General features: G+C 67.4%; 23 protein-coding genes. 7 read left to right on the top strand and 16 right to left on the bottom strand.

Going from position 1 to position 25244, the window contains the following annotated elements:
* Nucleotides 1-68: 68 nt before the first annotated feature.
* The 7 genes from AC4EEV_RS10365 to AC4EEV_RS10335 form a co-directional block, all read right to left on the bottom strand.
* Complete coding sequence (locus AC4EEV_RS10365; RefSeq protein ID WP_491328900.1) at nt 69-1583, bottom strand: amino acid permease; 1515 nt, start codon at nt 1581-1583, stop codon at nt 69-71.
* 83 nt (nt 1584-1666) lie between these two features.
* Nucleotides 1667-3082 (bottom strand): aspartate ammonia-lyase, encoded by a 1416-nt coding sequence (locus tag AC4EEV_RS10360; RefSeq protein WP_491328899.1) that lies wholly within the window; start codon nt 3080-3082, stop codon nt 1667-1669.
* Between the two features lie 8 nt (nt 3083-3090).
* The gene (locus AC4EEV_RS10355; RefSeq protein WP_018763913.1) at nt 3091-4167 is read right to left on the bottom strand and encodes an asparaginase; all 1077 of its coding nucleotides are present in this window, start codon (nt 4165-4167) and stop codon (nt 3091-3093) included.
* Nucleotides 4168-4197: 30 nt separating this feature from the next.
* Nucleotides 4198-4905 carry a FadR/GntR family transcriptional regulator gene (locus AC4EEV_RS10350; RefSeq protein WP_018763914.1) on the bottom strand — a complete coding sequence of 236 codons (708 nt, stop codon included), beginning with the start codon at nt 4903-4905 and terminating at the stop codon, nt 4198-4200.
* Between the two features lie 42 nt (nt 4906-4947).
* Nucleotides 4948-5583 (bottom strand): DedA family protein, encoded by a 636-nt coding sequence (locus tag AC4EEV_RS10345; RefSeq protein WP_018763915.1) that lies wholly within the window; start codon nt 5581-5583, stop codon nt 4948-4950.
* Nucleotides 5584-5829: 246 nt separating this feature from the next.
* Nucleotides 5830-6447: a uracil-DNA glycosylase family protein gene (locus AC4EEV_RS10340; RefSeq protein ID WP_491328898.1), complete on the bottom strand. Its 618-nt coding sequence runs from the start codon at nt 6445-6447 to the stop codon at nt 5830-5832.
* A gap of 102 nt (nt 6448-6549) precedes the next feature.
* Nucleotides 6550-7431 carry a cytochrome c oxidase assembly protein gene (locus tag AC4EEV_RS10335; RefSeq protein WP_491328897.1) on the bottom strand — a complete coding sequence of 294 codons (882 nt, stop codon included), beginning with the start codon at nt 7429-7431 and terminating at the stop codon, nt 6550-6552.
* 88 nt (nt 7432-7519) lie between these two features.
* On the opposite strand from AC4EEV_RS10335, the gene AC4EEV_RS10330 reads away from it, so the two are divergent.
* On the top strand, nt 7520-8026 hold the full coding sequence (locus AC4EEV_RS10330) for a hypothetical protein (protein ID WP_026265185.1): 507 nt from the start codon (nt 7520-7522) through the stop codon (nt 8024-8026).
* Between the two features lie 36 nt (nt 8027-8062).
* On the opposite strand, the gene AC4EEV_RS10325 is transcribed toward AC4EEV_RS10330, so the two are convergent.
* The 5 genes from AC4EEV_RS10325 to AC4EEV_RS10305 all read right to left on the bottom strand — a co-directional run bounded on the left by AC4EEV_RS10325 (nt 8063) and on the right by AC4EEV_RS10305 (nt 12256).
* Nucleotides 8063-8446, bottom strand: a complete 384-nt coding sequence (locus AC4EEV_RS10325; protein ID WP_018763919.1) for an RNA-binding S4 domain-containing protein — start codon at nt 8444-8446, stop codon at nt 8063-8065.
* A 35-nt stretch (nt 8447-8481) separates the two neighbouring features.
* Nucleotides 8482-9594, bottom strand: coding sequence for a sulfite oxidase (locus tag AC4EEV_RS10320; RefSeq protein ID WP_491328896.1), 1113 nt, complete (start codon nt 9592-9594; stop codon nt 8482-8484).
* Nucleotides 9595-9702: 108 nt separating this feature from the next.
* On the bottom strand, nt 9703-10563 hold the full coding sequence (locus AC4EEV_RS10315; RefSeq protein ID WP_491328895.1) for an SDR family oxidoreductase: 861 nt from the start codon (nt 10561-10563) through the stop codon (nt 9703-9705).
* Entirely contained in the window at nt 10564-11568 is a 1005-nt protein-coding gene (locus AC4EEV_RS10310; protein ID WP_018763922.1) for an aldo/keto reductase family protein, read from the bottom strand.
* Nucleotides 11569-11608: 40 nt separating this feature from the next.
* Nucleotides 11609-12256, bottom strand: coding sequence for a hypothetical protein (locus AC4EEV_RS10305; RefSeq protein WP_026265188.1), 648 nt, complete (start codon nt 12254-12256; stop codon nt 11609-11611).
* A 163-nt stretch (nt 12257-12419) separates the two neighbouring features.
* On the opposite strand from AC4EEV_RS10305, the gene AC4EEV_RS10300 reads away from it, so the two are divergent.
* Nucleotides 12420-12821: a YchJ family protein gene (locus tag AC4EEV_RS10300; RefSeq protein ID WP_133832827.1), complete on the top strand. Its 402-nt coding sequence runs from the start codon at nt 12420-12422 to the stop codon at nt 12819-12821.
* 21 nt (nt 12822-12842) lie between these two features.
* Here AC4EEV_RS10300 and AC4EEV_RS10295 read toward each other — a convergent pair whose 3' ends face one another.
* The 3 genes from AC4EEV_RS10295 to AC4EEV_RS10285 form a co-directional block, all read right to left on the bottom strand.
* Nucleotides 12843-13679, bottom strand: a complete 837-nt coding sequence (locus AC4EEV_RS10295) for a YrzE family protein (protein ID WP_491328894.1) — start codon at nt 13677-13679, stop codon at nt 12843-12845.
* A gap of 64 nt (nt 13680-13743) precedes the next feature.
* A complete protein-coding gene (locus AC4EEV_RS10290; protein ID WP_491328893.1) occupies nt 13744-15744 on the bottom strand; it encodes an acyl-CoA dehydrogenase family protein in 2001 nt (666 codons plus the stop codon).
* A 62-nt stretch (nt 15745-15806) separates the two neighbouring features.
* Entirely contained in the window at nt 15807-16109 is a 303-nt protein-coding gene (locus AC4EEV_RS10285; protein ID WP_491328892.1) for a hypothetical protein, read from the bottom strand.
* A 248-nt stretch (nt 16110-16357) separates the two neighbouring features.
* Here AC4EEV_RS10285 and AC4EEV_RS10280 point away from each other — a divergent pair, with 248 nt between their 5' ends.
* Genes AC4EEV_RS10280 through AC4EEV_RS10270 form a run of 3 tightly spaced genes read left to right on the top strand, consistent with a single transcriptional unit; the run spans nt 16358 to nt 22120 of the window.
* Nucleotides 16358-17815 carry a DUF3375 family protein gene (locus AC4EEV_RS10280; RefSeq protein WP_018763928.1) on the top strand — a complete coding sequence of 486 codons (1458 nt, stop codon included), beginning with the start codon at nt 16358-16360 and terminating at the stop codon, nt 17813-17815.
* Nucleotides 17808-18644 (top strand): DUF4194 domain-containing protein, encoded by an 837-nt coding sequence (locus AC4EEV_RS10275; protein ID WP_491330833.1) that lies wholly within the window; start codon nt 17808-17810, stop codon nt 18642-18644. Before AC4EEV_RS10280 ends, AC4EEV_RS10275 begins: the two co-directional genes overlap by 8 nt.
* Nucleotides 18641-22120 carry an ATP-binding protein gene (locus AC4EEV_RS10270; protein WP_491330832.1) on the top strand — a complete coding sequence of 1160 codons (3480 nt, stop codon included), beginning with the start codon at nt 18641-18643 and terminating at the stop codon, nt 22118-22120. The genes AC4EEV_RS10275 and AC4EEV_RS10270 overlap by 4 nt, the downstream gene beginning before the upstream one ends.
* Nucleotides 22121-22180: 60 nt before the next feature.
* Here AC4EEV_RS10270 and AC4EEV_RS10265 read toward each other — a convergent pair whose 3' ends face one another.
* The gene (locus tag AC4EEV_RS10265) at nt 22181-22675 is read right to left on the bottom strand and encodes an FBP domain-containing protein (protein WP_026265190.1); all 495 of its coding nucleotides are present in this window, start codon (nt 22673-22675) and stop codon (nt 22181-22183) included.
* A gap of 363 nt (nt 22676-23038) precedes the next feature.
* Between AC4EEV_RS10265 and AC4EEV_RS10260 the strand changes: the two genes are divergently transcribed.
* A complete protein-coding gene (locus AC4EEV_RS10260) occupies nt 23039-24127 on the top strand; it encodes an iron-siderophore ABC transporter substrate-binding protein (RefSeq protein ID WP_109864281.1) in 1089 nt (362 codons plus the stop codon).
* Between the two features lie 10 nt (nt 24128-24137).
* Nucleotides 24138-25220 (top strand): FecCD family ABC transporter permease, encoded by a 1083-nt coding sequence (locus AC4EEV_RS10255; RefSeq protein ID WP_491330831.1) that lies wholly within the window; start codon nt 24138-24140, stop codon nt 25218-25220.
* The last annotated feature ends 24 nt before the right edge of the window (nt 25221-25244 follow it).

The following is a 25244-nucleotide window of genomic DNA, read 5'->3' as shown; positions in this document are numbered from 1 at the left end:
ACGGCGGCACCCGGGTTCCGGAATTCCAGAACCCAGGTGCCGCCGTCGGCGGTTAAGCCCGAAGGCCGTTACTTCTTGAAGGTGTCAGCCGGTGCGTTGGCGACTACCGGGGACGTCCCGGTGTAGCCGTCGCGGGTTTCGGCGATGTGGCGGATGCGGTGGCGGCAGGCGTACCAGCCGGCGACCATGAGAATGGAGGCGATGGCGGTGACGAGCATGGTCAGGGGTGAGTCGATGAAGACCATGATGAGGACGCCGATGAGGAAGAGGAGGGAGAGGTAGCCGGTGTAGGGGGCGCCGAACATGCGGAAGGTGGGGCGTTGGACCCAGCCTTTGTCGGCCCAGCGTTTGAGTTGGATTTGGCATAGGACGATGGTGGCCCAGGTCATGATGATGCCGACGGAGGCGATGTTGAGGACGATTTCGAAGGCGTCGGCGGGGACGAGGTAGTTCAGGGGGACGCCGAGGAGGGAGACGGTGGCGGTGATGGCGATGCCGCCGTAGGGGACGCCTGCTTTGTTCATGCGGGAGGCGAAGCGGGGGGCGGAGCCGTTGACGGACATGGAGCGCAGGATCCGGCCGGTGGAGTAGAGTCCGGCGTTCAGGGAGGACAGGGCGGCGGTGAGGACGACGAGGTTCATGATGACGTCTACGCCTTGGACGCCGATGGAGCCGAAGAACGTCACGAAGGGGCTGACGCCCTTTTGGTAGGTGGTGTAGGGGAGCAGGAGGGCGAGGAGGATCACGGAGCCGACGTAGAACACGGCGATGCGGAAGACCACGGAGTTGATGGCTTTGGGCATGATTTTTTCGGGGTTTTCGGTTTCGCCGGCGGCGGTGCCGACGAGTTCGATGGAGGCGTAGGCGAACAGGACCCCTTGCATGAGGATGATCATGGGCAGCAGGCCGGTGGGGAAGATCCCGCCGTGGTCGGACAGGAGGCTGATGCCGACTTGTTGGCCGTCCACGGGGGTGCCGAAGATGACGAAGTAGGTGCCGATGATCAGGAACGCGACGAGGGCGGCGACTTTGATCAGGGCGAACCAGAATTCCATTTCGCCGAAGACCTTGACCGAGACGAGGTTCAGGGCGAGGACGACGAGGAGGGCGGTCAGGGCCCAGGCCCACTGCGGGACATCGGCCATCCAGGGGATGTAGTTGCCGAAGAAGTGCATGTAGAGGGCGGCGGCGGTGATGTCCACGATGGTGGTGGTGGCCCAGTTGATCCAGTAGAACCAGCCGGAGACGAACGCGGCTTTCTCGCCGAAGAATTCACGGGCGTAGGAGACGAAGGAGCCCGAGGAGGGCCGGTGCAGGACCAGTTCGCCCAGGGCGCGCAGGATCAGGAACGCGAAGAACCCGCACACCGCGTACGCGATGACCAGGGACGGGCCCGCGGCGTTCAGCCGGCCGCCGGCACCCAGGAACAGGCCGGTACCGATCGCACCGCCGATCGCGATCATCTGGATCTGCCGCGGCTTGAGGTTCTTGTGGTAACCCTTGTCCTCCGCATGCAGGGAAGTCTCGGATGCATGCGCGTGACCACCATCAATTACATGGTCTGGAAGGGGGGAATTTGTCATGGGAGTGTCCTTCGGGGATGTGGGGGGGCCCACGGCCGCCTGGTTCCCTGGCCGGGCTTGCGGGGCCAGGGGGCGGAGGGGGACTACTTGCTGAGGTTTGCCAGGCGCTCGGGGCTGAGGAGGTCCTGGAGCTGGGCATCGGTGAGGAGCCCGTGCTCAAGGACCAGTTCAGCCACGCCCTTGCCGGTGGCAAGTGCTTCCTGCGCGATGGCGGTGGCGGTGGCGTAGCCGAGGTGGGGATTCAATGCGGTGACCAGGCCGATTGACTGCTCCACGGTACGGCGCAGGTGTTCGGTATTGGCGGTGATCCCTCTGATGCAGCGGGCCGTGAGGGTGCGGCAGGCGGCTTCCAGGTGGGAGATGCTCTTGTGGAGGCTGTGGACGATGATCGGTTCGAAGGCGTTGAGCTGAAGCTGCCCGGCTTCGGCGGCCATGGTGATGGTGACGTCGTTGCCGATGACCTCATAGGCCACCTGGGAGACCACTTCGGGGATGACCGGATTGATCTTGCCGGGCATGATCGAGGAGCCGGACTGGACGGCGGGGAGGTTGATCTCGCCGAAGCCGGCGCGGGGTCCTGACGAGAGCAGGCGCAGGTCGTTGCAGATCTTGGACAGTTTGACCGCAACACGCTTGAGCACGCCGGAGAGGTGCACGAACGCCCCCACGTCCTGGGTGGCTTCAATCAGGTCGACGGCGGTGACCAGCGGCAGGCCGGTGATCTCCGCCAGGTGCCGGCAGGCCGCGTCGGCGTAACCCGCCGGGGCGTTCAGGCCGGTGCCGATGGCGGTGGCGCCGAGGTTGATCTCATGAATCAGCAGTTCGGCCTCCGCCAGGCGGAGCCGGTCCTCGCCGATGGTGACGGCGTAGCTGCCGAACTCCTGGCCCAAGGTCATGGGGACTGCGTCCTGCAACTGCGTGCGGCCCATCTTGACCACGGTGCGGAACTCCACGGCCTTGGCGGCGCAGGCGTCCTCGAGTTCTTCGAGTGCGGCCAGCAGCTCGCGGGCGGCAAAGATGGTGCCCAGCTTCACGGCCGTGGGGTACACGTCGTTGGTGGACTGGCTGAGGTTGACGTGGTCGTTCGGGTGCAGCCTGGCGTAGTCGCCCTTGGGGTGGCCGAGGATTTCCAGGGCACGGTTGGCGATGACCTCGTTGGCGTTCATGTTCGACGACGTCCCGGCACCGCCCTGGACCACGTCCACCACGAACTGGTCGGCAAGCCGGCCGGCCATGACGTCCTGGCATGCCTGCTCGATGGCATCGGCGCGGTCGGCGTCCAGCAGTCCGAGTTCACGGTTGGTCCGTGCGGCCGCGAGCTTGACGGCGGCGAGCCCGCGGACCAGGTGCATGTTGGAGGACAGTTTTTGGCCGGTGATGGGGAAATTCTCTACGGCCCGGAGCGTGTGCACGCCCCAGTAGGCGTTCGCCGGTACGTCGCGGTCGCCGAGCAGGTCGTGCTCGGAACGGACGTCGGCGGCGGTGTCGATGATGGTCATGGGGTTCCTCACAGGGCTTCGTTGTCGGGCGTGGACGGGGTGGTATCCAGGAAATCGGTGGCCAGCAACTGCCCCACTTGGTGGCCGCCGCCCAGGACGGGGGCGGTGGCGATACCGGCGAACGGTTCGATGTCCACGCCCAGCGCATCCAGCAGGCGGACGGTGGCGGGCATCCGGGCGCGGTCGCCGCCGTCGGAAATCTTGACGGCTGCTGCGCCGCCGTTGGCCAGGCCCACCAGCTGGACGCCTTCGAAGCCATCCTTGGCCACGGCCCCCGGGAGCAGCCGCATCAGGTCGGTGACATCCCGGCCTTCACCGGCAACCATGTCGGGGTGCTGCTGCATGGCCAGCCCGACGGCGGCTTCCGCGCTTCCGGAACCGGGCCCGCCGTCGTCGTGCGTGGCTGCAAGGGACGCCGCCCGGGCGATCCGGCCAAACGCGCGGGCCATGCCGCCCAGGGTGAGGGCGAACAACGGGGTGCCGCAGCCGTCGGTGCTCAGGGCAGCGGGTGACTCTCCCGTCAGCTCGGTGACGGTCCGCGCCACGAGCTGCTGCAGCGGGTGGGAGGGATCCAGGTAGCCCCGGACGGGCCAGCCGTTGATCACGCAGGTCGCGGCCATGGCGGCGTGCTTTCCGGAACAGTTCTGGGTGGTCTGCGTGGGGCCGCCGCCGGTGCGCAGCCAGTCCTCACGTTCGGCGGTGCCGTAGGGGAGGTCGGAGCTGTTCTCAAGGTCGGTGGCGGCCAGCCCGTGCAGATCGAGGATGCGCCGGGTGCCGTCGCGGTGCGCCGCGGAGCCCGAGTGGCTTGCGGCGGCGAGGGCCAGGAGGTCGGCCGGAAGGTCCAGACCGGCCCGGACCATGGCGACGGCCTGGAGCGGCTTGAGCGCTGACCTCGGGTAGAAGGGGGCCTGGGGATCACCGGCGGTTGCCGCCACGGACCCGTCAGCCGCGAGGGCGATTGCCGAGCCGTAGTGCACGCTCTCCACGAGGCCGTCACGGACGGCGGCCACCAGCGGGGTGTGGTGCGGCAGGGCCGCCTCACCCAGGGCAGCGGTGCGGGCAGCGGAAAACACGGGGGATGGCATGGCGTCCTTGGAAAGGTTGGTTGGATGTGTCTAATTGTTGAGGATGGAGTCCAGGGCGGCGCCCACGGCTTCCAGGTGGTGGGCCATGGCGGCGCGGGCCTTGTCCGCGGAGCCTGCCTCGATGGCGGCCAGGATCTGCTGGTGTTCCACGTCGGAGGCGTGCTGGCGGTCGGCCACCATGTTCAGCGTTTCGGACTGGTGGGCCAGCGCGTCACGGATGTCCGTCACCACGCTGGCGAAGACCTTGTTGCCGCTGGCGCGGGCGATGGCGGCATGGAAGGAGGAGTCCAGGGCCACCCAGGACTCGGGGTCGGTTTCCGTGGCCATGGCCGCCACGATGTCGCGAAGGGTATCCAGTTCTTCAGGGGTGCGCCGCTGTGCGGCCAGTCCGGCGGCGGGGACCTCGATGTGCGGGCGGGCCTCGGTCAGGTCCCGCGCCGAGTACTGCCCCAGGGTCAGGTCGTTGGCCACCTTGCCGGCAATGACGAACGTGCCTTTGCCGGTCCGGGTAACCGTCAGGCCCAGGGCGGTGCAGGAACGGAGCGCTTCCCGGATGACCGAGCGGCTGACCCCGTATTGCTGGGACAGTGTGGCCTCCGAGCTGAGCTTGCTGCCCACCGGAAGGGTGCCGGACTCGATGTCCGCGCGGAGGGCGTTGAACACCGCCTCGGCAGCGCTCAGCCGGGCAAGGGGACGGTAAGCAGGCTGTCCTGCTGTCCGGCTGTCTGACAGGTTCACGCCTTAAATATGGCACCCGTCACAGTCACTGTCAAGCCCTCCCTAGTCCTGCCGTTGCTCCGCGGCGCGGTGGTGTTGCCGCCGTCGCCGTGAGCGGAAGTGCCAGGCAACAAGCGCGGCCACCGCCACCGCGGCGATGACGACGGCGATGTCCCGGCCGGCTGCCTGGGCCACGGCTTCATAGGAGTTGCCGGCCAGGAAACCCAAGAGGACGAAGCCGATGCCCCACACCACGCCGCCCGCCGCGTTGTAGGCAAGGAAGCGGCCGTACGGCATCCGCGAAGTTCCGGCCAGGGCGGGCATGACCGCCCGGAAGAAGGCGGTGAAGCGCCCGAGGAAGACGGCGGAGCCGCCCCGGCGGCGCAGCAGGTCCTGGGCGTTCTGCAGCTTTCCGGAGTGCCGGGCCAGCGCCCTGGTCTTCAGGATGCGGCTGCCCAGGTGCTTGCCCACCTCGTATCCCACGCTGTCGCCCACGATCGCGGCGGCGACCACCAGGGCCATCATCGCTCCCAGCTGGACTTCGCCCCGGCTGGCCACCACTCCGCCCAGGACGGCCGCGGTTTCTCCCGGGATGACGAAGCCGATGAACAATGCGTCCTCGGCAAAGACGAGACAGAACACCGCGATGTACGCCACCAGGGGGCTGACGTTCATGAGGCCATCGATGAACCCCGTCATGGCAGCAACCCCAGGCCCGCATCGCCGGGCTGAACACCGCACCGGCGAACGGGGGACGCGGCACGTGCCGCGGGCGCAGCGCCGATCGGGCGGGTGGGGGCGGACGTCACGGTAGAGCCTTCTTTGGCCGGCGGTCAGGTACGTACGAGTATGCGCCTTTGCGCCTGGAAATTCCCTGACAGTTTGGTCCCGCCAGCCCTGCTCATCGCTGCCGGCGGAAAGCCGGTGGGCGGCGCTGATTCAACCCTAGAGGTGCTGGATGCCCGCCCGCTGCATGGCATCACGGTAGGTTTCCACGCTCTTGGCCAGGAGTTCTTCCTGCTTGGCCTCTGAAACAGCAAAGGCCCTGCCGCCGAGGGCGGAGGCCTTGTAGATTTTGATGCCGCTGTTCTTCAGCGACGAGTGGTAGGTCTTCTCAAAGAGAGTCAGGAACGTCGAGGCGTCCGTGCCGTGCGCGACGACGGCAGAGACCCGGGAATTGATCTTGAGGAACTGGCGGAAGGGGCGCAGGCCGTCAGTTTTCTCCTGGACGCTCAGCGCCGACGGGCTGCCGCTGTCGCGGATCCAGGGGTAGGCGTTCCACGGCATGACGTACTGCGGATCCAGTTCGGCGAGTTCGTAGATTTGGGTGGCGCGGCGGGCTGCCTCGTCGTCGTTGTAGAGCGAGACGAACCCGGATTCGGTGCCCTTGCCCGGGCTGGCCTGGAGGCTGATGATTCTGCACTCGTCTTCGTCATGCACGGGGTCGATGTAGGGGACGGTGGAACCGGGCTTCTTTTCCATCAGTTCTTCGCAAAGTTGGGTCACCTTCGCGATGTTCGGTTCCTGTAGCAGGGCCTTTTTTTCGTCCCAATCAATTGTCACGATTTCTCCCTTTGCAGCGAGGCGTCCAGAATCAGGCGTCCTCTGTCACTCTACGCTTCCGCGGCGAGCGGTGGGCACACTTGATTTTTGGCCGGGGCCAGCCTAGTGGCGGCCCCGCAGGTGCTGGTTGTGGAGCGCATCGAGCTGCTCGTCGGTCAGTTCATCGAAAGCCACGGCTTCCCGCTTGTCGCTGCGCGAGAAGCGGATGAACATAAGGATGATCAGCGGCAGGTCCACCACCTCGCAGATGAACCAGAGCAGATTCCCTGCGAACTGCTGGTCCTGGAGGGCGTCCCGGAACCACCACTGGGGATCCGGGACGGTCAGTGCATGGTCGAGGACCTGGCCGTTGAGGCTGAGGAGGATGCCGGGCACGGCGTCGATGAGCAGCTCAATGAACACGAACATGAATTCCAGGGTCAGGTAGGCGCTGGACCGTTGGAAGTTGGATTCTTCGATGATGGGCAGGGCCATGAGCATGCCCAGCAGGGGGACGCCGAGCGTGAGCAGTGCGTCGGCCGCGGGGCTGGTCCGCAGCGTGTAGAAGGCGGGGGTGAGGAAAGTGGAGAAGAGCGCCAGCCCCAGCAGGGGTGCGCCGAATGAATTGCTGACGAACCGCACCGGACGGCTGGAGAGCACGGCGTCGAAGACCCTAATTCCGTGGTCCGGCAACGCCGCACGCGCCAGCGTCAGCGGCTTGCCCAGGCCGATGAGCAGTGGGACCACAAAGAGCAGCAGCGAAATCTTGAGGGTGAAGGCCCATCGTTGCTGCGGGCCGTACACGCCGGTGAAACCGCAGGTCAGGATGACGAAAGTACCAAGGCCCAGGACGTAGAACGCCACCGCGCGCCAGGCCGGCCACCGGTGGCCATTCCGTCCGGCTGAACGCATCCCCCACCCGTAGAGGACTCCGGCCGCAACGACGAAAGCCGTGGAGGCCCAGTCCAGGCGCCAGGAGGAAACGAGGATCTCAAGGGGTGGCACGCGGCAATGGTAGCCAGTCTTCCTGGGAGGAGGATGGGCGTTTACCGGAAACCGGGGCTGCACTGCCGGGATGCTGTTCAATGTGAGGATGCAGTTCACCAGGAAGGGCCTGAAAGACGACGGCTTCTTGGGCTTCCGGCCCCTGAAGGACCTTGACGTAATGCGGGTCCCGCGGGGAACGGGTATTTTCGCCGTGATAGCGCCCGACACGTTCCAGCCGGAATTCCTGACAAAGAGCACCGCCGGTGTCTTCAAGAAGAAAGATCCCTCCCTGACGGAGCGGGACCTCCGAGCGGCCTGGCTGGACACCGCAGCCGTCCTGTACCTCGGCAAAGCCGGTCCGGGCAGCAAGGGCAACCGCGGGCTGAGGCGGCAGATCCAGGAGTTCCTGGACTTCGGACACGGAAAGCCGCCGGGCCACTGGGACGGCCGGCTCATCTGGCAACTCAGGGATGCGGGCGCGCTGCTGGTTGCCTGGAAGGAAATGGCCGCCGAAACCCTCAACCAGGCCGAGGCGGATTACCACACGGGCTTTGTCGAGGAATACGGGAAACTGCCGTATGCGAACCTGGTGCGGGCCCGCACCAAAAGCTGACCCAGGGCAGGGCAGGGCAGGGCAGGGCAGGGCAGGTCAGGCCGGCCCCTTGAGGCGCTCCATCTCCCGGCGGTCCTTCTTGGTGGGCCGCCCGGCGCCCCGGTCGCGCTGCGGGAGTCCCAGTGCCGGCAGGACGGGCCGTGGGGGAGTGTGGTCCGTAAAGCAGTGGGAGGCGGCCTCGGCTCCCACCCGCTTGGCGATCAGCCGCCGGACCTCAAGGATGCGCTCGTACCCGGACATGCGCACCGTCACCGTGTCTCCCGTGACCAGCGTCGCGGAAGCCTTGGCGGGACTGCCGTTGAGGCGGACATGCCCGGCGCGGCAGGCGGCAGTGGCGGCCGACCGTGTCTTGTAGGCGCGGACGGCCCACAACCACGCATCGATTCGGACGCTGGCGGGGGAGGAAGGGAGGCTGGTCATGATTGGCACCGAGTATAGCCCCGGGCCCGCCGGCTTCACTCCACCGTGACCGTGACCCGCTGCACCACGTTGTTGCCCATCCCCTGGTAGTTCCAGTTCTGCTCCAGCGGCTGGGTGGCGCCGGTGGTGTCGCTGGCGCGGCAGGCCAGGAGATGCTCACCGGGCGCGGCCTCCCACTGCATGCTCCACCCCCGCCACGCGTAGCCGCCCGCGGGCTTGTCCAAACGGGCAGGCAGCCACGTGCCATCAACGGCCACCTCGACGCCGGCCACGGCACCTTCCCCCGACCAGGCGCGGCCCTGCAACATGACCGGGCCTGGGCGGACAAACCGCCGGCGGGTGAAGAAGTCCGGGATACCCGGCGGAACCATCAGCGAACGCACCCTGATCCTCGAAACCGGCCTGCCGGCGTCGTCCGCGGTGGCCTGGTACCGGTAGGCGGACTGCTGCTGGAACCCGGTGAACGGCTCCCTGGCCACTTCGATCGACTCCAGCCACTTGACGCTGGCCATCCCGTACCAGCCCGGAACCACCAGCCGCAGCGGGTACCCATGCTGCGGCGGCAGTTCGGCGCCGTTCATGGCGTAGGCAAGGACGACGTCGGGACGCAGGGCTTCGCGGACCGGAAGGCTGCGCGCGAAGTGGTGCGGGACGCCGCCTTGAACACCCGCGTCCGCGCCGGTGAAGACCACTTCCAGGGCGCCGGGCAGTATTCCCGCCTTATCCAGGAGATAGGCCAGCGGAACACCGGTCCATTGCGCCGTGCCCACCGCTTCCAGCACCCACGGCTGGCTGAGGGGCCGCGGCTCCAGCAGCGACCTGCCGTTGCCCGCGCACTCAAGGGTGACCGGGACGGTGATGGCCGGGGCCCTGCGGAGGGCTGCGAGGTTCAGCTCCAGGGCCCGTTCCACCGCACCCCGGATCCGCAGGTGCCAGGACGTGGCCTGGATGTCCGGGATATCGAAATGCGTGAGTACGTAGTGCAGCCCGGGAGGCGTGAGGTCGCGGCGGAGCGCTTCCAGCGGCATTGAATGGTTGCGGGCGGAGAGCTGCAGTTCCTCGGGAGTAAGGGGACCCTCCGACGGGCCCGCGGATACCGGCGGGGCTTCCGCAGCCGGTGGCTGGCTGTGTTCTCTGGTCTGTGTCATGGCGCCGGGATTCTGTGGGCCGTGCTCCGCCGGGGTGGCGGCGCCTAGGCACTGGTCTACGCCGGGATCCCCGGTCCGTCAACAGCCCACGGACCGGGGAGCGGAGCGCTACAGGACGGGCCGCGTCAGGAACTCGGCCAGGCTGATGGGGTCCTGGCCGGTCAAGCCGTGCACGTCAGGTGAAAGCCCTGCCATTTCGCCGGCCGCCATGGCCGTGTACGTACTCACCCATGCGTCCAGCTGCCATTGCGGAGCGCCGTAGGACGCCCGGGAGGCGTAGGCTTCCTCCACTGTCTCCGGGTGGTAGCTGACGGTCCGTCCGGTTCCGTCGCTCAGCACCCGGGCGGCCTGCGCCATGGTCAGTTCTTCCGGCCCGGTCAGGTTGTAGGTCATTCCCTTGTGGATCGCAGGGTCGCGGAGCACTGCGTGGGCGGAGCGGGCCACATCCTCCCGTGCCACCCCGGAAAACACGCCGTCACCGGCGGGCCCGCGGATCACGCCGTCCTCTCCGGCCATGAGCGGCAGGAAGTCCAGGTAGAAGTTGTCCCGGAGGAACGTGAAGTCCATACCGGAGGCCTTGATCCGCTCCTCCGTGGCGTAATGGTCCCGGGCCAGGGTGAACGTGGCATCCGGCGCGGCGCCGTAGAAGGACGTGTACACCACATGCTGGACTCCCGCGTCGGCGGCTGCGTCCACGAACGCATAATGCTGCTGCAGCCGGTCCTCGGCCTCGGCAGCGGAGACCATGAACAGGAGCTTCACTCCATCCAGGGCCTGCCGGGACGCCGCACCGTCGCCGTAGGAACACACCACGGCGGAGGCCCCTGCCAGTTCCGGCGCCCGGGCCGGGTCGCGCACCAACAGCCGCTGCGCGAAGCCGGACGTGGCAAGTTGCCGCGACAGCATGCCGCCCAGGCCTCCGGTGGATCCGGTGACCGCCAGCTCAGGAAGATCGGCCGGGGCGGCCATTCAGGCTTCCCGGGTGGCAGGCGACTTGGTCTGGGCCGGGTCGCGTTCGGCCAGGCCGCCGATGGCGTCGTCAATCTTCTTGAGGACCTCGGCATCCAGCCTCACCCCTGCCGCCGCAACGGTGTCGGCGATCTGTTCCGGCCGGGACGCACCCACGATGGCGGACGCCACGTTCGGGTTCTGGAGGACCCACGCAACGGCGAGCTGCGGCATGGTCAGGCCGGCTTCGGCGGCAATCGGCTTCAGGTCCTGCACGCCGGCCAGGACGTCGTCGCGCATCCACCGCTCAATCATCTTGGCGCCGCCCTTTTCATCGGTGGCGCGGCTGCCTTCCGGGGCCGGCCGGCCGGGAAGGTACTTGCCGCTGAGGACGCCCTGGGCCATGGGCGACCAGACGATCTGGGATACCCCCAGCTCTTCCGACGCCGGGACCACTTCCGCTTCGATGACCCGCCACAGCATGGAGTACTGGGGCTGGTTGGAGATGAGCTGGAAGCCGAGTTCCTTGGACAGCCGGTGCCCTTCACGGAGCTGGTCGGCGGTCCACTCGCTGACGCCGATGTAGAGCGCCTTGCCTTGCCGGACGATGTCCGCGAACGCCTGCATGGTCTCTTCCAGCGGCGTCTCGAAGTCGTAGCGGTGGGCCTGGTAGAGGTCCACGTAGTCCGTCTGCAGCCGGCGCAGGGACCCGTTGATGGATTCCATGATGTGTTTGCGGGAGAGCCCCAAGTCGTTCTTGCCCTTGGGGCCGGTGGGGCCGAAGACCTTGGTGAAGATTTCCAGGGACTCGCGCCGCTCGTCCTTCAAGGCCTCGCCCAGGACGGTTTCCGCTGCGGTGTTTGCATAGACATCCGCGGTGTCGAAAGTGCTGATGCCGGCGTCGAGGGCTGCCCGCACGCATTGGGTGGCAACGTCGTTTTCCACCTGCGAGCCGTGCGTCAGCCAGTTGCCGAACGTGATTTCCGAGACTTTGAAGCCACTGTTTCCGAGGTATCTGAATTCCATGGGTTTCACGCTAACCCAGTTGGTTGCTCAGGGTAAGGGCTTAGCGGTTCTCCGGCGCTTTGCCCTTGAGGACCTGCTTCGGGCCTGCGAGCGAAACGAGGGACCCGGTGTCCAGCGGCGGCACCGGATGCGGCGGCACGGGCTTCTTGAAGGACCTCGGCAGTTCGTGCGGCGGCCGGTGGTTGTGCAGGGCGGATTCCACCAGTGGGGCTACCTGGGCAACCTTGTCGGCGGGCGCCGCCGGGTCCGGAAGGTCCCGCACCGAGAGCTTGATTTCGGGCGCGGCGGCCCGTGCCCTGGCCTCGGCGCGTTTGTCGGCTTCGGCCACGGCTGAGGCCCAGTCTTCGGCCAGGACAGGCGGCTCGGCCCGGGCCGCGGCAAGTTTGGGGTGGCGTACGACGACGGTGCGCAGCGACTCCCTGAGCCGTGCCGGCTTCACGGCGGCTGCACGTTCCCGCCAGGATGGGCGGCCCTCCGGGCTTTCGCTCCGTGCCGCCATTAACAGCGCACTGCCCTTCCGGGGGCCCTTTCCGAACAGGGCCATCACCACGATGCCCGCCAGCCGGCCCACGCCGGCAAGGACCAAGGTAAGCACCCCGAGGAGGAAGAGGACCAGGAACATCAGGAGGGCTACGCCCATGGTGCCGAAGAAGGTCAGGTTGAGGACCAGAGTGTCCGGTTGCTCCACGTCATCACTCCTTTCCACCAACATCCCGGGCCCGCTGCCGGCGCACAGCGCCAGGGGCAAGCTCCTTCTCAACCATACGGATTTTTGGCGTCCCATGCCGCCGGGCGCGGTGGCATGGACAGGGTTGTAGCGAAGCTGTTACCCGATGTGACAGCATCACCGGATGACCGAATCGAATGAGTCCGCGAACTGTGTATGCCTGTCCGGCGAACAGTACGCCGAGTGCTGTGGCAGGTTCCATTCCGGCACGGCGGAAGCTTCAACCGCGGAGCAGCTGATGCGGTCCCGCTACAGCGCGTTTGCCCGGCTGGATGAGGCCTACCTGCTCCGGACCCAGCATCCATCAACGGTCCCGGCCGGCCTCGACCTGGATCCGGCCATGCAGTGGCGGCGCCTGGACATCGTTGCCACCAGCCAGGGCGGTCCGTTCGACACCGAAGGGACTGTGGAGTTCAAGGCCTATTACCGGCACGGCGCGGACCGCGGGGTTCTCCATGAAGCCAGCAGGTTTGTCCGCGAAGGCGGCCGGTGGCTCTATGTGGACGGCGACATCCTGTCCCCCTAGCAGCGGCGCGCCGCCTGCGGGCTACTCGCCGTCGTCGTAATACTCGCTGTCCGGGGTGAAACCGGCACGGTCGACCCTGCGGTGGAACCGCATCCCCGCAAGGCCGCCGAGGACGGCGCCCACCAGGGCCACAGCCGCCACCACCACGGCTGCGATGATGCTGGTGGTGGTCAGTTGGCCCTCGTTGACGGGAATCCGCGGGAAGCTGTTGAGGTTGGCCAGGACGTTGAACTGCTGACCCGCCACGAGGCCGAGGATGGCGACCACAACGGCCGCGATCAGGGCCCAGATCCACACCATGAGACCCTGCCTTGCGCCGTTGAAGCGCGCCATCCGGCCGGCGACGTAACCGCCGCAATAGTAGGAGAGGAACAGGATCACCAGCAGGACGATGATGCCCACCAGCCCCACGGTGCCGCTGTTCTGCGCGGCCTGGTTCACGGCCGCGTTGACGTCCGTGTTGTTGGCCAGCCCCACAGCGGTCCCGGCAGCAGCAACCAATGCAGTCAGCAGCACGGCCATTCCGGTGGCGGTGAGCCAGCCGAAGAACGCAGAGCCGGCTTTGATGCCGCCGAACCGTTCCTTTTGGCGGGCGACGGCGGTTTCCCTGTCCGCGAGCGCCGGGTCCACCACGGGTGCCGCAGCAGTAGCGGGGGCAGGGCGGTACTCCCGCTCAGCGGACGGGGCGGCGCCGTAGTCCCGGTCGCGTTCCCGCTCGCGCGGGCGGGCCGGTGCCTGGTCGATCGACCGTGTGGCGGGATCCTCCGCTGCGTCCGCGCGGGGGTTGCCGCGGCGGGAGGCCTCATCCTCCCGGGCATGGCGGGGAGGCAGGTTCTCTGGGTCCGTTGAGCTGCTCATGAACTAACTCAACCACCCACCCCCACCGATAGCAAGCGTGCTTATTATTTCGTGACCTGCGGTTTTACCGGTATTTGCGGTGCAGGTCTTCCTTCCTGGACGGCCCGGCAGAGGCATCGGCGATCCACGGGCCGGTCCCCTCGGACTGGTCAAGCACGCCGGCTTCCAGCCAGGTGTAATCGCCGGCGAGGACCTTGCGGGTCAGCGCGTGGTCGGCGTCGTCCGTGTTCCGCCACAACTGCTCGAAGTACTCGTCCACCCGCACTTTTGCCTGCTCGCAGTAGGCATCGGCAAGTTCGTAGGCGCCCGCGGCCGTACCGGGGGAGGTGCGAAGCAGCATTTCAGCGCGGGAACAGCATGCGGTCATGGCGAAGAGTTCGGCGCCGATGTCCACGATGCGGCCCAGGAAGGCCTGCTTCCGCTCCAGCTTTGCCTGCCACCGGCCCATGCCGTAGAAGGATTGCCGTGCCAGCCGGCGCGAGGAGCGTTCTACGAAGCGCAGGTGCTTGGCCAGCCGGCCGAAGTCGCTGTAGGAGCGCGGGTCCATGCCGGCGCCCGCCACCAGCTTGGGCAGCCATTTTGCGTAGAAACCGGAGGCGCCGACGGCGGCCCTGGCTTTATCGGCAAGGCTCGCATCGAGGGACGCGAGCTCGCCCGCCGCTGCCAGATGCGCGTCCACGGCCTCCCGGGCAATAAGCAACCGCATGATCTCGGAAGACCCCTCGAAGATCCGGTTGATCCGCATGTCGCGCAACTGCTGCTCGGCCGGTACCGCTCGTTCGCCCCGGGCCGCCAGCGACTCGGCCGTTTCAAATCCGCGGCCGCCGCGGATTTGCACCAACTCGTCCGCGATCCGGCAGCTGATCTCCGTGGCCCAGAGTTTGGCGAGCGCGGCTTCGATGCGGACGTCCTTCTGCCCGGCGTCCGCCAGTTCGGCGGCGAGTTCAAAGACTGCGTCCAAGGCGAAGGCGGACGCCGCGATGAACGCGATCTTCTTGCCCACGGCCTCGTGTTCGCCCACGGGCCGGCCCCACTGGGTGCGGGCGTTGGACCATTCGCGGGCAATTTTCAGGCTCCAACGCCCCGAGGCCACGCACAGCGCCGGCAGCGCCAGGCGGCCGGTGTTCAGGGTGGTCAAGGCAATCTTCAGGCCCTGGCCCTCGCGGCCCAGCCGGTTCGCGGCGGGAACCCGCACCTGGTGGAAACGGGTCACGCCGTTTTCGATGCCGCGCAGGCCCATGAAGGCGTTCCGGTTCTCCACCGTGATGCCGGGCGAGTCCATCTCCACCACGAAGGCGCTGATGCCGCCTTTGTGGGTGGTGCCTGCGGCGTCGGTGTGGGCGGGAACCAGGGCCATCACCACCACCAGTTCGGCGATCACGCCGTTGGTGGTCCACAGCTTCACACCGTCCAGGAGGTACGCCTCGCCGTCGTCCGTTGGCGTTGCCGTGCTGCCCATCCGGGCGGGATCGCTGCCGACGTCCGGTTCCGTGAGGAGGAACGCGGTGACGGCGCCGGCAGCGCAGCGGGGAAGGTATTCGCGTTTCTGCGCGGGCGTGCCGAAGACCTTGACCGGCTCCGGAACGCCGATGGACTGGTGGGCGGAGATGAGCGCTCCCAGGCTGGGATGGACGCTGCCGAGAAGGGCAAGCGCCCGGCCGTAGTACACCAGTGAGAGGGCCAGGCCGCCGTATTCCTCCGGGATCTTCATGCCGAAGACGCCCAGGGCGGCCAGGTCCCTGATGTACTCGTCAGGAATCTTTGCGTCCCGTTCAATGATCCGCCCGGACATGGACTTGGCGTATTCGGTCAGGCGGGCCATGAAGGCCTCGCCCTTTTCCACGGACGCCGGATCGGCGGCCGGCCAGGGGTGGACCAGGCCGAGGTCGAAGCTGCCCAGGTAGAGGCCTTTGGCGAAGCTGGGGCGGTCCCAGCCGGTTTCGCGGGCGGCCTCTGCGACGGCCCTGGCATCTTCGGCGGTGGCTCCGGCCCCGATGTTGCCGGCCGGAACGGGGATTTCCTCAGCCGGGGCGTCTTTGGCCTGGCTGTCAGTTGCGGAGCTCATGGGTTATCTCCTCGGGCCGGAATGGCCGGTGTAGCCATGGATCCGCCGGGTTGGAGAACCCTTCAGCTGTCACTCAAGATTACCCGCGGGTAGGTTCCCGTGCCAGGGGCCGTTTGCCCCTGGAAATCGCCGGACAGATCGACGGCGGCCGCACGGTGGACCAGCCTGTCCCACCCGGCGTTGATTCCGTGGGCCACTGCCAGGAGCGTGGTGGACAGCACCGTCCACGTGAGCTTTCCGGCGCCCAGCACCACCAGGGCAACCAGCCCGGCGGCCAGGACGAATCCGGCCAGGACCGCGCCGAACACCAGCGTCCCGATGAAAACCAAGGTGGCTGTTTCCACTGTGCTCAGATCGAACTGCATGAATCCCCCTGCTGCGGCGTTGCGGTGGCGAAAGACTGCTGTGGTGAAGACCAGTAGCTGAAGCGTAGGGGGACACTCCCGCCGCCAGCCAGAGGCGGGTGGGGCTGGAGGGGCTGTTGATACGGGATCGAGACACTACCCGGAGGTAGGTCACGGAGTGGTCGCGGCGGCCTGCGTTAACCTTGTAGTTGGCAGTTTTCCGGTCCACCCCCGCTGCCGCCCCCGCCACCCGAACCCAAGGAGAGTGCGTGCCCCGCTCCGCCAGGTCATCCGCTGATGCCATCAGCGCCCGGCTTCGGGACCTCGAACTCCTCACCAAGGGACCCGCCTGGGCGCTGACGCGTTCGGCGCCGTGGGTGATCGCGGTGCTGCAGGCTTCCTTCACCCGCACCCGGCCGCAGCTGCCCCTGGAGGAATTCCATGCCGACGTCGACTCCTTCCTTGAGGAGCTGCGGCGCCAGGAACCCGGGCTGGGCGGAGGGGCCAACGGAAAATCCTTCGGCGACGAGTGGACCCGGCGGCAGTTCCTGACCCGCCGCAACCAGTCGGGCCAGATCGTGTACGAGGTCACCGAACCGGCAGCGCGCGTGCTGGCCTTCCTGGACAGCCTCTCCAGCGAACGGTCCACGTTGAACGGTTCCCGGCTGGGCACCCTGCTGGGGGACGTGGAGAAGCTCGCCAACGAAACCAACCCGGACCAGAGTGCGCGCCTGGAGGCCCTGGAAGAGGAAATCGAGGAGCGGCAGCAGCTCATCGAGGACATCAGCACCGGCGAGTTCGACGGCCTCCTGGACGATGACGAGGCAGTGGAGGCCGCCGGGAACATCCTGGACCTGGCCGCCAGCCTGCCCGCGGACTACAAGAAGATGCGCGACAGGATCGAGGAACTGGTGGGCGGCCTGCGCAACCAGATCATTGAGGAGTCGCTGACCAAGGGCGCCACCATGGCGCAGGTGCTGGAGGCGGACAAACGGCTCCGCCAGAGCCCGGAGGGCCGGACGTTCCGGTCCTTCACCGCCTTCCTGGAGGACCCGCAGCAGCAGCTCCGGTTCCGGTCCGCCATCGGCGAAGTCCTGAGCCGCCAATTCGCCGACGACCTCTCACCCGAGGACCGGGAGACCCTGAAAAACCTGGTGGCGGAGCTCCGGCAGCAGCACAGCCAGATCCAGCGCATCTACGGCAAGCTCAGCGAGAGCCTCAACACGTACGTCCAGAGTGACGATTTCCGCCAGTCGGTCCGGCTCCGGCAGGTGCTGCGGGAGGCGGAGCAGGCAATCCGGTCGCTGCCGTACGAGCGTGAACGCCCCGGCCTGGTGCCTGGCCCGGTCCTGTACAACGCGGGCTTCGAGTCGCTGTCCATGGTGAAGCTGTTCGATCCCGACGAGTTCGCGGCTCCGCCCCGCCTGGCCGATCCCATCGCCTTCACGGACTCGGACCGGGTGCGCTCGCCGAGGACCGGCAAAGCCAAGCCCGCGGTGGTCCGCGCGGCCATGGCGGGGGCTGCAACGCTCGCTGACGCCTGGCAGCAGTTGCCCCCCGGGGAGCAGCACATCAACACCATTCGCGCCCTCCTCTCCGAAGCCCTGCACCGGGGTGCCGACTTCAACCGCGGGGCCTGGGACGGCCTGGACTTCGAACAGATAGACGGTTCCACCCGCAGGGCCTACCTGCCCGTGGTCACGCTCGCAAAGGATTCAGATGACTGAGGAAATCACGACACCGCTGGACGAGCCGGTGGCTGAGTCTGTCGGAACCCCGGTGTCGTCGAGCCCCACCCCCGGAGTGGTTTCCCCCCGGGACACCTTCGTGGACGGCGCAGCCCTGTTCCCCGGCGATACCGGCGTGCTGCCGATGAAGGTGCGGCAGGCGCTGGTCAAGCTCCTCAAGGGCCCGTACATCGATGGCGGCCGTGACGAGAAGCTGTGGACGGTGCTGCTGGACAACCAGTTGATCCTGCGGAGCCGCCTCTCCGAGCTGTTCCTCACCCTGCAGCTGGACCATGAGCGGAAGATCGCCGTCCTCCGTCCCGTCGACCCGGAGGTCATCGGCGGCAGCACCCGGTCCAGCATCCTGCGCCAGCAGCGCGCGCTGAGCCGGGTTGAAACCATCGTCCTGCTCCGGCTCCGGCTGCTCCTGGACCGGCACGTCACCGCCCAGACGGACCCCACCATCACCCGGGAGGAGATCACGGACCTGGTGGCGCACTACCAGCCGGCGGGCCAGCAGGACGCCCTCCGCGATTCGGATGTGGTGACCCGTGCCATCACCAAGCTCCTGGCCCGCCAGCTCCTGCTCCCCTCGGGCCTGGAGGATGTCTACACCATCTCCAACGCCCTGCCCTTGGCGCTGCCGTTCGAAAACATCGGCGACATCCCGGCCCACATCGAAGCGCTGGTGGCGGCGTCCGCGGACCAGTCGGGAACTGAACCGCTCCTGGATCTTGACGGCGACGCTGAGGCAGGTGCCGATGGAGCAGAGGACGACGCTGCCAATGGTGACGAGGCGTCAGAAACCACGAATGAGGTGACCAAGTGACCATCGCAAGCATGCTCCCGCTCGGGGACGTGACCAACCCGGGCCAGATGCGGCTTGCCTTGGTGCAGGTGGTCAACTGGGGGACGTTCCACGGCGCGCACACCATGCATGTGGACCGGAACGGCACCTTGCTGACGGGTAACTCCGGCGTGGGCAAGTCGACGTTGTTCGATGCCATGTTGCGGGTGTTCGATGCGCGGCCGCGGTCCAACGAGGCGGCGGCGCAGCGTTCCGGCGGTGCGGTGGAGGACAAGCGCACCACCTTCACCTATATGCGCGGCAAGGTGGGGGACAAGGCCGTGGGGGACGGCTCGGCGAGTGCGTTCCAGCGCCCGGGTGCCACCTGGTCCGCCGTCGCGCTGACGTTCGACAACGCCGCCGGCACCCGGGTGACGGTCTCGGCGCTGTTCGACCTGCCCAAGAACGGGACCGAGTCCAGCGTGGGCCGGTTCTACCTGATTGACAACGTGCCGCTGGACCTGGAAGCCGTGGAAGGCATCGCGGACAAGCGCTTCACCAAGGGCGCACTGGAAACGATCTTCCCGCACGCGCAGGTGTTCGATGTCCACAAGGCGTTCGCTGAGCGGTTCCGCCGGCTGCTGGGAATCAGCTCGGACCAGGCGCTGCCTTTGCTGCGCGTCATCCAGGCGGGGAAAGGGCTGGGCGGCAGCGTCAACACGTTTTTCCGCGACCAGGTGCTGGATGCCCCTGCAACATTGGCCGCCGCGGATGACGTGGTGGAGGAGTTCAGCAACCTGATGTCCATCCGCCAGCGGCTGGAGGACGTCCGGCAGCAGCGCGACCAGCTGGCCCCGGTGCCGGGACTGAACCGTGAATACGCGCAGTCCCTGCTGGACGCGAACCGGCTGAGGGACCTTGTGGGGGAGGAGTTCGAGGCCTACAAGCAGAAGCTGGCGGTCGAGGTCCACCAGAAAACCCTGGTCCGGTTCCGTGAGCTGGCGCAGGCGAAGGCCAAGGAGCTCGGCGCCGAACGTGCGGTCCGTGACGGCCTGGCCAAGGAACTGCGGCAACTCGAAACCGATTACAACAACCAGGGCGGCAACGCCATCTCGGCGATCGAGCAGTCCCTGGAGAACGCCCGGATGGGGCTGAAGCTTCGCCGCCAGGTGGAAGAGGCGGCCCAGCAGGCCTTGTCCGACGCCGGGCTGCAGCTTGAGTGGAGCGCGGCCGGCTGGGAGCAGGCGCACGAACAGGCGGCGGCGAGGTCGGCCGAGCTGAAGGACGATTCACAGGCCCTGCAGGAGCTCCGGTTCGAGGCGTTCGACGCCCATGCCACCCGCAAACGGGAGCTTGCGGCCGCCGAGCAGGAACTCCTGTCGCTGAAAACGCGCAAATCCCTCCTGCCGCCGTCGAGCATTGAAAACCGCGCCGCGATCGCCGCCGCCACGGGGATCCCGGAGGACCGGATGCCGTTCGCAGGCGAGCTCATGGACCTCGCCGAAGGCGAGGAGCGGTGGCGCCCGGCAGCGGAGCGCGCGCTCCGGAGCCTGGCCACCACCCTGCTGGTGCCGGGGGAGCACTTCGGTGCCGTGACCCGGTACCTCAACGACCATAACGTCCGCGGCGCGTTGCGGGCGGTGGACGTCTCCAAGCCGCTGGCAGGCGGCGCGCTCGCCGTGGAGGACGTGCGCGACGGCGACCTGCTGGCCAAGCTGGACATCCTCGCCGCCGGTGCGGTGGCCGAGGCCGGCGAATGGGTCCGCGAGCGGATCGCACTGGACTTTGCCTACCCGTGCGTCGAGGATCCGGACGAACTCGCAGCCCTGGAGAAGGGCCTGAGCCTGGGCGGCGTGGTCAAGCGGAACCGGCACACGGTGGAGAAGGACGACCGCTTCACCAGGCGCCAGGACTACGTGCTCGGTTTCGACAACGCCGCCAAGCTCGAACTCGTTGCCGGCCAGGTGGAGGACCTTCGGCAGGAAGTGGCCAAGGCCGCAGAACTGGCCCAGAGCCGCGAGGACTCGCACCAGGGCATGAGCCGCCAGCTCGATGCCCTGCGCCGCATCGCCGAGGACGACCGCCCGTGGGAACAAGTGTCCGCGGCTGTCGCGGCGGACGAGGTCGCCCGGATCGAGCAGCGGCTCAAGGATGCCCTGGCCGCCCAAGCGGACCTGGAACCGCTCCGCGCCACCATCGAGGAGGTCCGGCAGAAACACCAGTCCAGCACCGAGTCGGCAGCAGTCCTGCAAAGCGAATACAAGGCCCTGGACCGCCAGCTGACGGGCGCGGACGCGCTGCTCGAAGCCGCGCGCGTCCGTCTGGCCCAGGCACCGCCGTCGGACGCCACTGAGGCAGCGCTCGAACCGCACTTCGCGGAATTTGGCGACGTGACCGAAATGCATGAACTGGACAACCTGGCCAACCGGGTACGGACGGCCCTGCTGGGCGAACTGCACGCAGCCGAGTCGCGGGGACAGGCCACGGCCGAGCGCCTCACCCGCATCTTCGAGGGCTTCGTCCGGGAGTGGGGCAGCGCCATTTCTGCCGACCACGGAACCAGCATTGGCGCCGCCAGCGAGTTTGAGTCCCGTTACCACGCGATCGTGAATGACGGCCTGCCCGCGCAGGAGGCCGAGTTCCGGCAGTTCTTCAACCAGCGCACGCACGAGTCCTTCAGCACCCTGCTGCACCTGCTGGACGAGGAACGGCGCTCCATCACCAGCCGCATCCTCCCGCTGAACGGCATCCTGTCCCAGGTCAACTTCCATGAGGGCAGCTACCTGGAACTGGACATCAAACAGACGCTGCCGCCCACTGCCAAGCAGTTCAAGGACGCCATCCAGAACGCGCTGAAGGCACGGCACACCCGGCCCGCGAAGGCGGAGGCAGGCCGCTCAGACAATTCCGGTCCGGACAGGGACGACGACGCCGAGCTCACCGCCCGCTACAAGTCCCTGGAGACCCTGGTCAAGCGGCTGGGGTCGCAGGCGCCGGAGGACCGGCGCTGGCGCGCCGAGGTCCTGGACGTCCGCGGCCACCTGTTCATCCAGTGCAAGGAACACCGCGAAGTCGCCGCCCCCACCTCGGGAAAGAAAGGCGGCAGCAGGAAGACAGAAGTGTTCATGCACGCCGACACCGGATCGATGTCCGGTGGCGAGCGGCAGCGGTTCACGGCGTTCATCATGGCCGCCGCCCTGAGCTACCAGCTGGGAATTGCCGAGCAGGGTTTCACCACCTACGGCACGGTGATGATGGACGAGGCCTTCGTGCTCGCGTCCGAGGAGTTCGCCGGAGCCGGGATCAAGGCGCTGCACGAATTCGGGTTCCAGCTGCTGCTGGCTGCGCCCGAAAACGTGATCGACCTGTCCCGGCACCTGGGCTCCGTGACCGAAATCCTGCGCGACAAACGCACCAACCGATCCGGCGTCCTGACCGCACCGGTCATCCGCCCCCGCCCGGGGGAAGAAGGCGCCTGGCGGTCCGAGGCGAACCCGGTGGATATCGTCCTGCGGTAACCGGCAGCACGTGGAGTGCGCCGGTTACCTGGACTGCACTGGTTACTTGGGCTGCACTGGCTACTTGGACTGAACCCTGGCCAGGAACTGGGCCGTGCGGTCCTGCAGCCCCTGGATTTGGCGCTGCACGACGACGGCGGGGTCCGGGTTGATCTCGTTGGCCGGCGGTTCCCTGCGGACGTTGCCGCAGCAGAGGAAGTCGGCGCAGATCAGGGTGCCGACGGTGTTGCCGTCGCGCCCCGACTGGCCCGAGCGCTTGGCGACCCAGAGCAGGACGTCCTCCTTGGAGAAGACGTCCCGGCAGAGTTCGCACAACACGGAACGGTTCTTCCGGACGCCTCCCTCGGGGGCCCGGAGCATGATTCCGGTGAGGCCTTTCGGACCGGGGACCACCAGGTAACCGCGCAGCGGCATCTTTCCGTCCCGCCAGCCCAGGAACTCAAGGCTGTCCCAGTCGAGGGAATCGAAGTTTTTGGGCAGCGTCAGTTTCGCCGCTTCCGAGCGGCTGGCGTTGACGAAGGATGAGCGGATTTGCTGGGGCGTGACTGATTGCATGGCTGAACTTTCGTAGCAGTGGGCGGCCCGGATCCGGGCCAAGGTAACAGGGGAGTCAGTCAGTCTCCGCGGAGCAGGCCAAAGCGGCCACCCCGCTCTCCATGGCAGCGGCGGCCGTGATAGCCCTCTGCATGCGCATTTCCTGTTGTCCTGTCCGATGTTCAGCGTTTGTTCAGCGTTCCGGGCGGCTTCGTCCGGCCCGGCAAGGCCATCCTGCCAAATTGGGAGCCAACTGTCCAAGGAACGGCTCGTGGATGTGGCGTTGGTCACCCAATCTGGATTAGGTGACAAAAATGTTGCGTAATGATGATTTGCATAGGTTAGCCTTACTTAAGTTTTCATCCGCCCCCTTGAAGGAGCCCCGTGACGTCCCCCCTTTTCCCTGGTCCCCTCCCCACCCGCCGGAGCCTCTTCTCCTCCACCGGTAAAGCGGCAGCCATCCTCGCCGCAGCCGCGCTCACGCTCTCTGGCTGCTCCACCGGCCCCGCCGCCTCCGTAACCGCCGCCACCAGCGCCGGCGGCAGCACGGCGTTCCCGGTCACCATCGAGCACGTGTTCGGCAGCACCACCATCGAGAAGCAGCCCACCCGGGTGGCGACGGTCTCCTGGGTAAACGACGACGTCGCCATCGCCCTGGGCGTGGTGCCCGTCGGCGTCCCCAAGAACGAATGGGGCGGCAACAGCAAAGGCTCCACCCCGTGGAAGGACGCCGCCCTGGAAAAACTGGGTGCCGGATTCGGTTCGGCCAAAGCGCCGGTCCAGTACTCCGAAGCCGACGGCATCAACTTCACCGAGATCGCCAAGCTCAGCCCCGACGTCATCCTCGCCGCCTACTCGGGCCTCACCGAGGAGGACTACAAGAAGCTCAGCGAGATCGCCCCCGTGGTGGCCCACCCCCAGGTGGCGTACGGAACCTCCTGGCAGGACTCAACCACCATCATCGGCAAAGCCCTGGGCAAGGAAGCGCAGGCAGCACAACTGGTGGCGGACACCGAAGCCACCGTCAAGGACAAGGTCGCCAAGTACCCGCAGATCGCCGGCAAGAGCTTCATCTACGGCAACCTCGAGCCCGCCAAGGGTGACGGCGTGAACGTCTACACGGCCAACGACAACCGTCCCCGGTTCCTCACCGAAATCGGCATGACCCTGGCACCGGTGGTGGCAGAGAACTCCAAGGGCTCCAAGGAGTTCTACATCCCGTGGTCCGCGGAAAAAGCCAACGAGCTGGCCTCGGACATCTTCGTCACCTGGGTCCCCGACGCCTCCACCACGGACGCCATCAAGGCCGACCCCCTGCTGGGCCAGATCCCCGCCATCAAAAACGGCGCCCTGGTGGCCGATTCGGACAACACCCTGACCCTTTCCATCTCGGCATCCTCGCCGCTGAGCCTCCCGTGGTCCCTGGACACCTTCCTGCCGCAGCTCGCCGGCGCAGCGGATGCAGTGAAGTAGGTCCAGCGCCATGAGTACGACGACGGCACGTCCCGCGGCGGACGCCGGCACCCGGGTGCCGGCCCGGGCGTCGGCCGCTCCCCTCCGCGGCAACGCCCCGGAAAGGAAGCGCGCCGCCTGGCTGGCTGCCGCCGTCGTCGTGCTGGTGCTCATGGCAGGGGCATCGCTGGCGGTGGGTGCCCGGGATGTTCCACTCGGCACGGTGTGGCAGGCGCTGGCAGCGTTCGATCCCGCGAACGGGGACCATGCCGTGGTCCAGGCGCGGATTCCGCGGACTGTCCTTGGCCTGCTGGCCGGCGGCGCCCTGGGGCTGGCCGGCGCGGCCATGCAGGGAGTTGCCCGCAACCCGCTGGCCGATCCCGGCATCATCGGCGTCAACGCCGGTGCAGCCCTGGCGGTGGTGACCGGCATCTACGTCTTCGGCGTAACCGGCTTTTCCGGATACATCTGGTTCGCCTTCATCGGCGCCGCAACCGCCGCCGTCCTGGTGTATCTCATCGCATCGCTGGGCCGGGAAGGCGCCACGCCGGTCAAGCTCGCGCTTGCGGGGGCTGCCCTGAGCGCCGGGCTCTCCTCCCTCATGAACGTCATCCTGGTCTCCAGCCAGGACACCCTGGACAGGTTCCGGTTCTGGCAGGTCGGCGGAATCGCCGGCAGGGACTGGTCCGTGCTGCTTCCCGGCCTGCCCTTTTTGGCCGCAGGCGCACTCATTGTGCTGTTGAGCGGCAGGATCCTCAACAGCCTGGCCCTGGGCGACGACACCGCCCGCGGGCTTGGACAGCGTGTTGGCGCCGCCCGTGCCGTGACGGCACTGGGAATCGTCCTGCTGTGCGGTACGGCCACGGCTTTGGCGGGTCCCATCGGCTTCGTCGGCCTGGTGGTGCCGCACGCCGTCCGTTTCCTCACCGGTCCGGACTACCGCTGGATCCTTCCCTTCTCCCTGGTGGCCGCTCCGGCGCTGCTGCTCGCGGCAGACATCATCGGGCGCGTGGTGCTGCTGCCCGGCGAGGTCCCGGCCGGCATCATGACAGCCCTCGTCGGCGCCCCGGTCTTCGTCTGGCTGATCCGCCGCGGGAAGGGAGCCGGGCTGTGAGGGTCCACCGGACTGCCGTGCTGG

The organism is Pseudarthrobacter sp. MOO14 (assembly GCF_058267675.1).
Note: the sequence above shows the minus strand (reverse complement) of the source record. Positions and strands in the feature narration are given on the sequence as shown.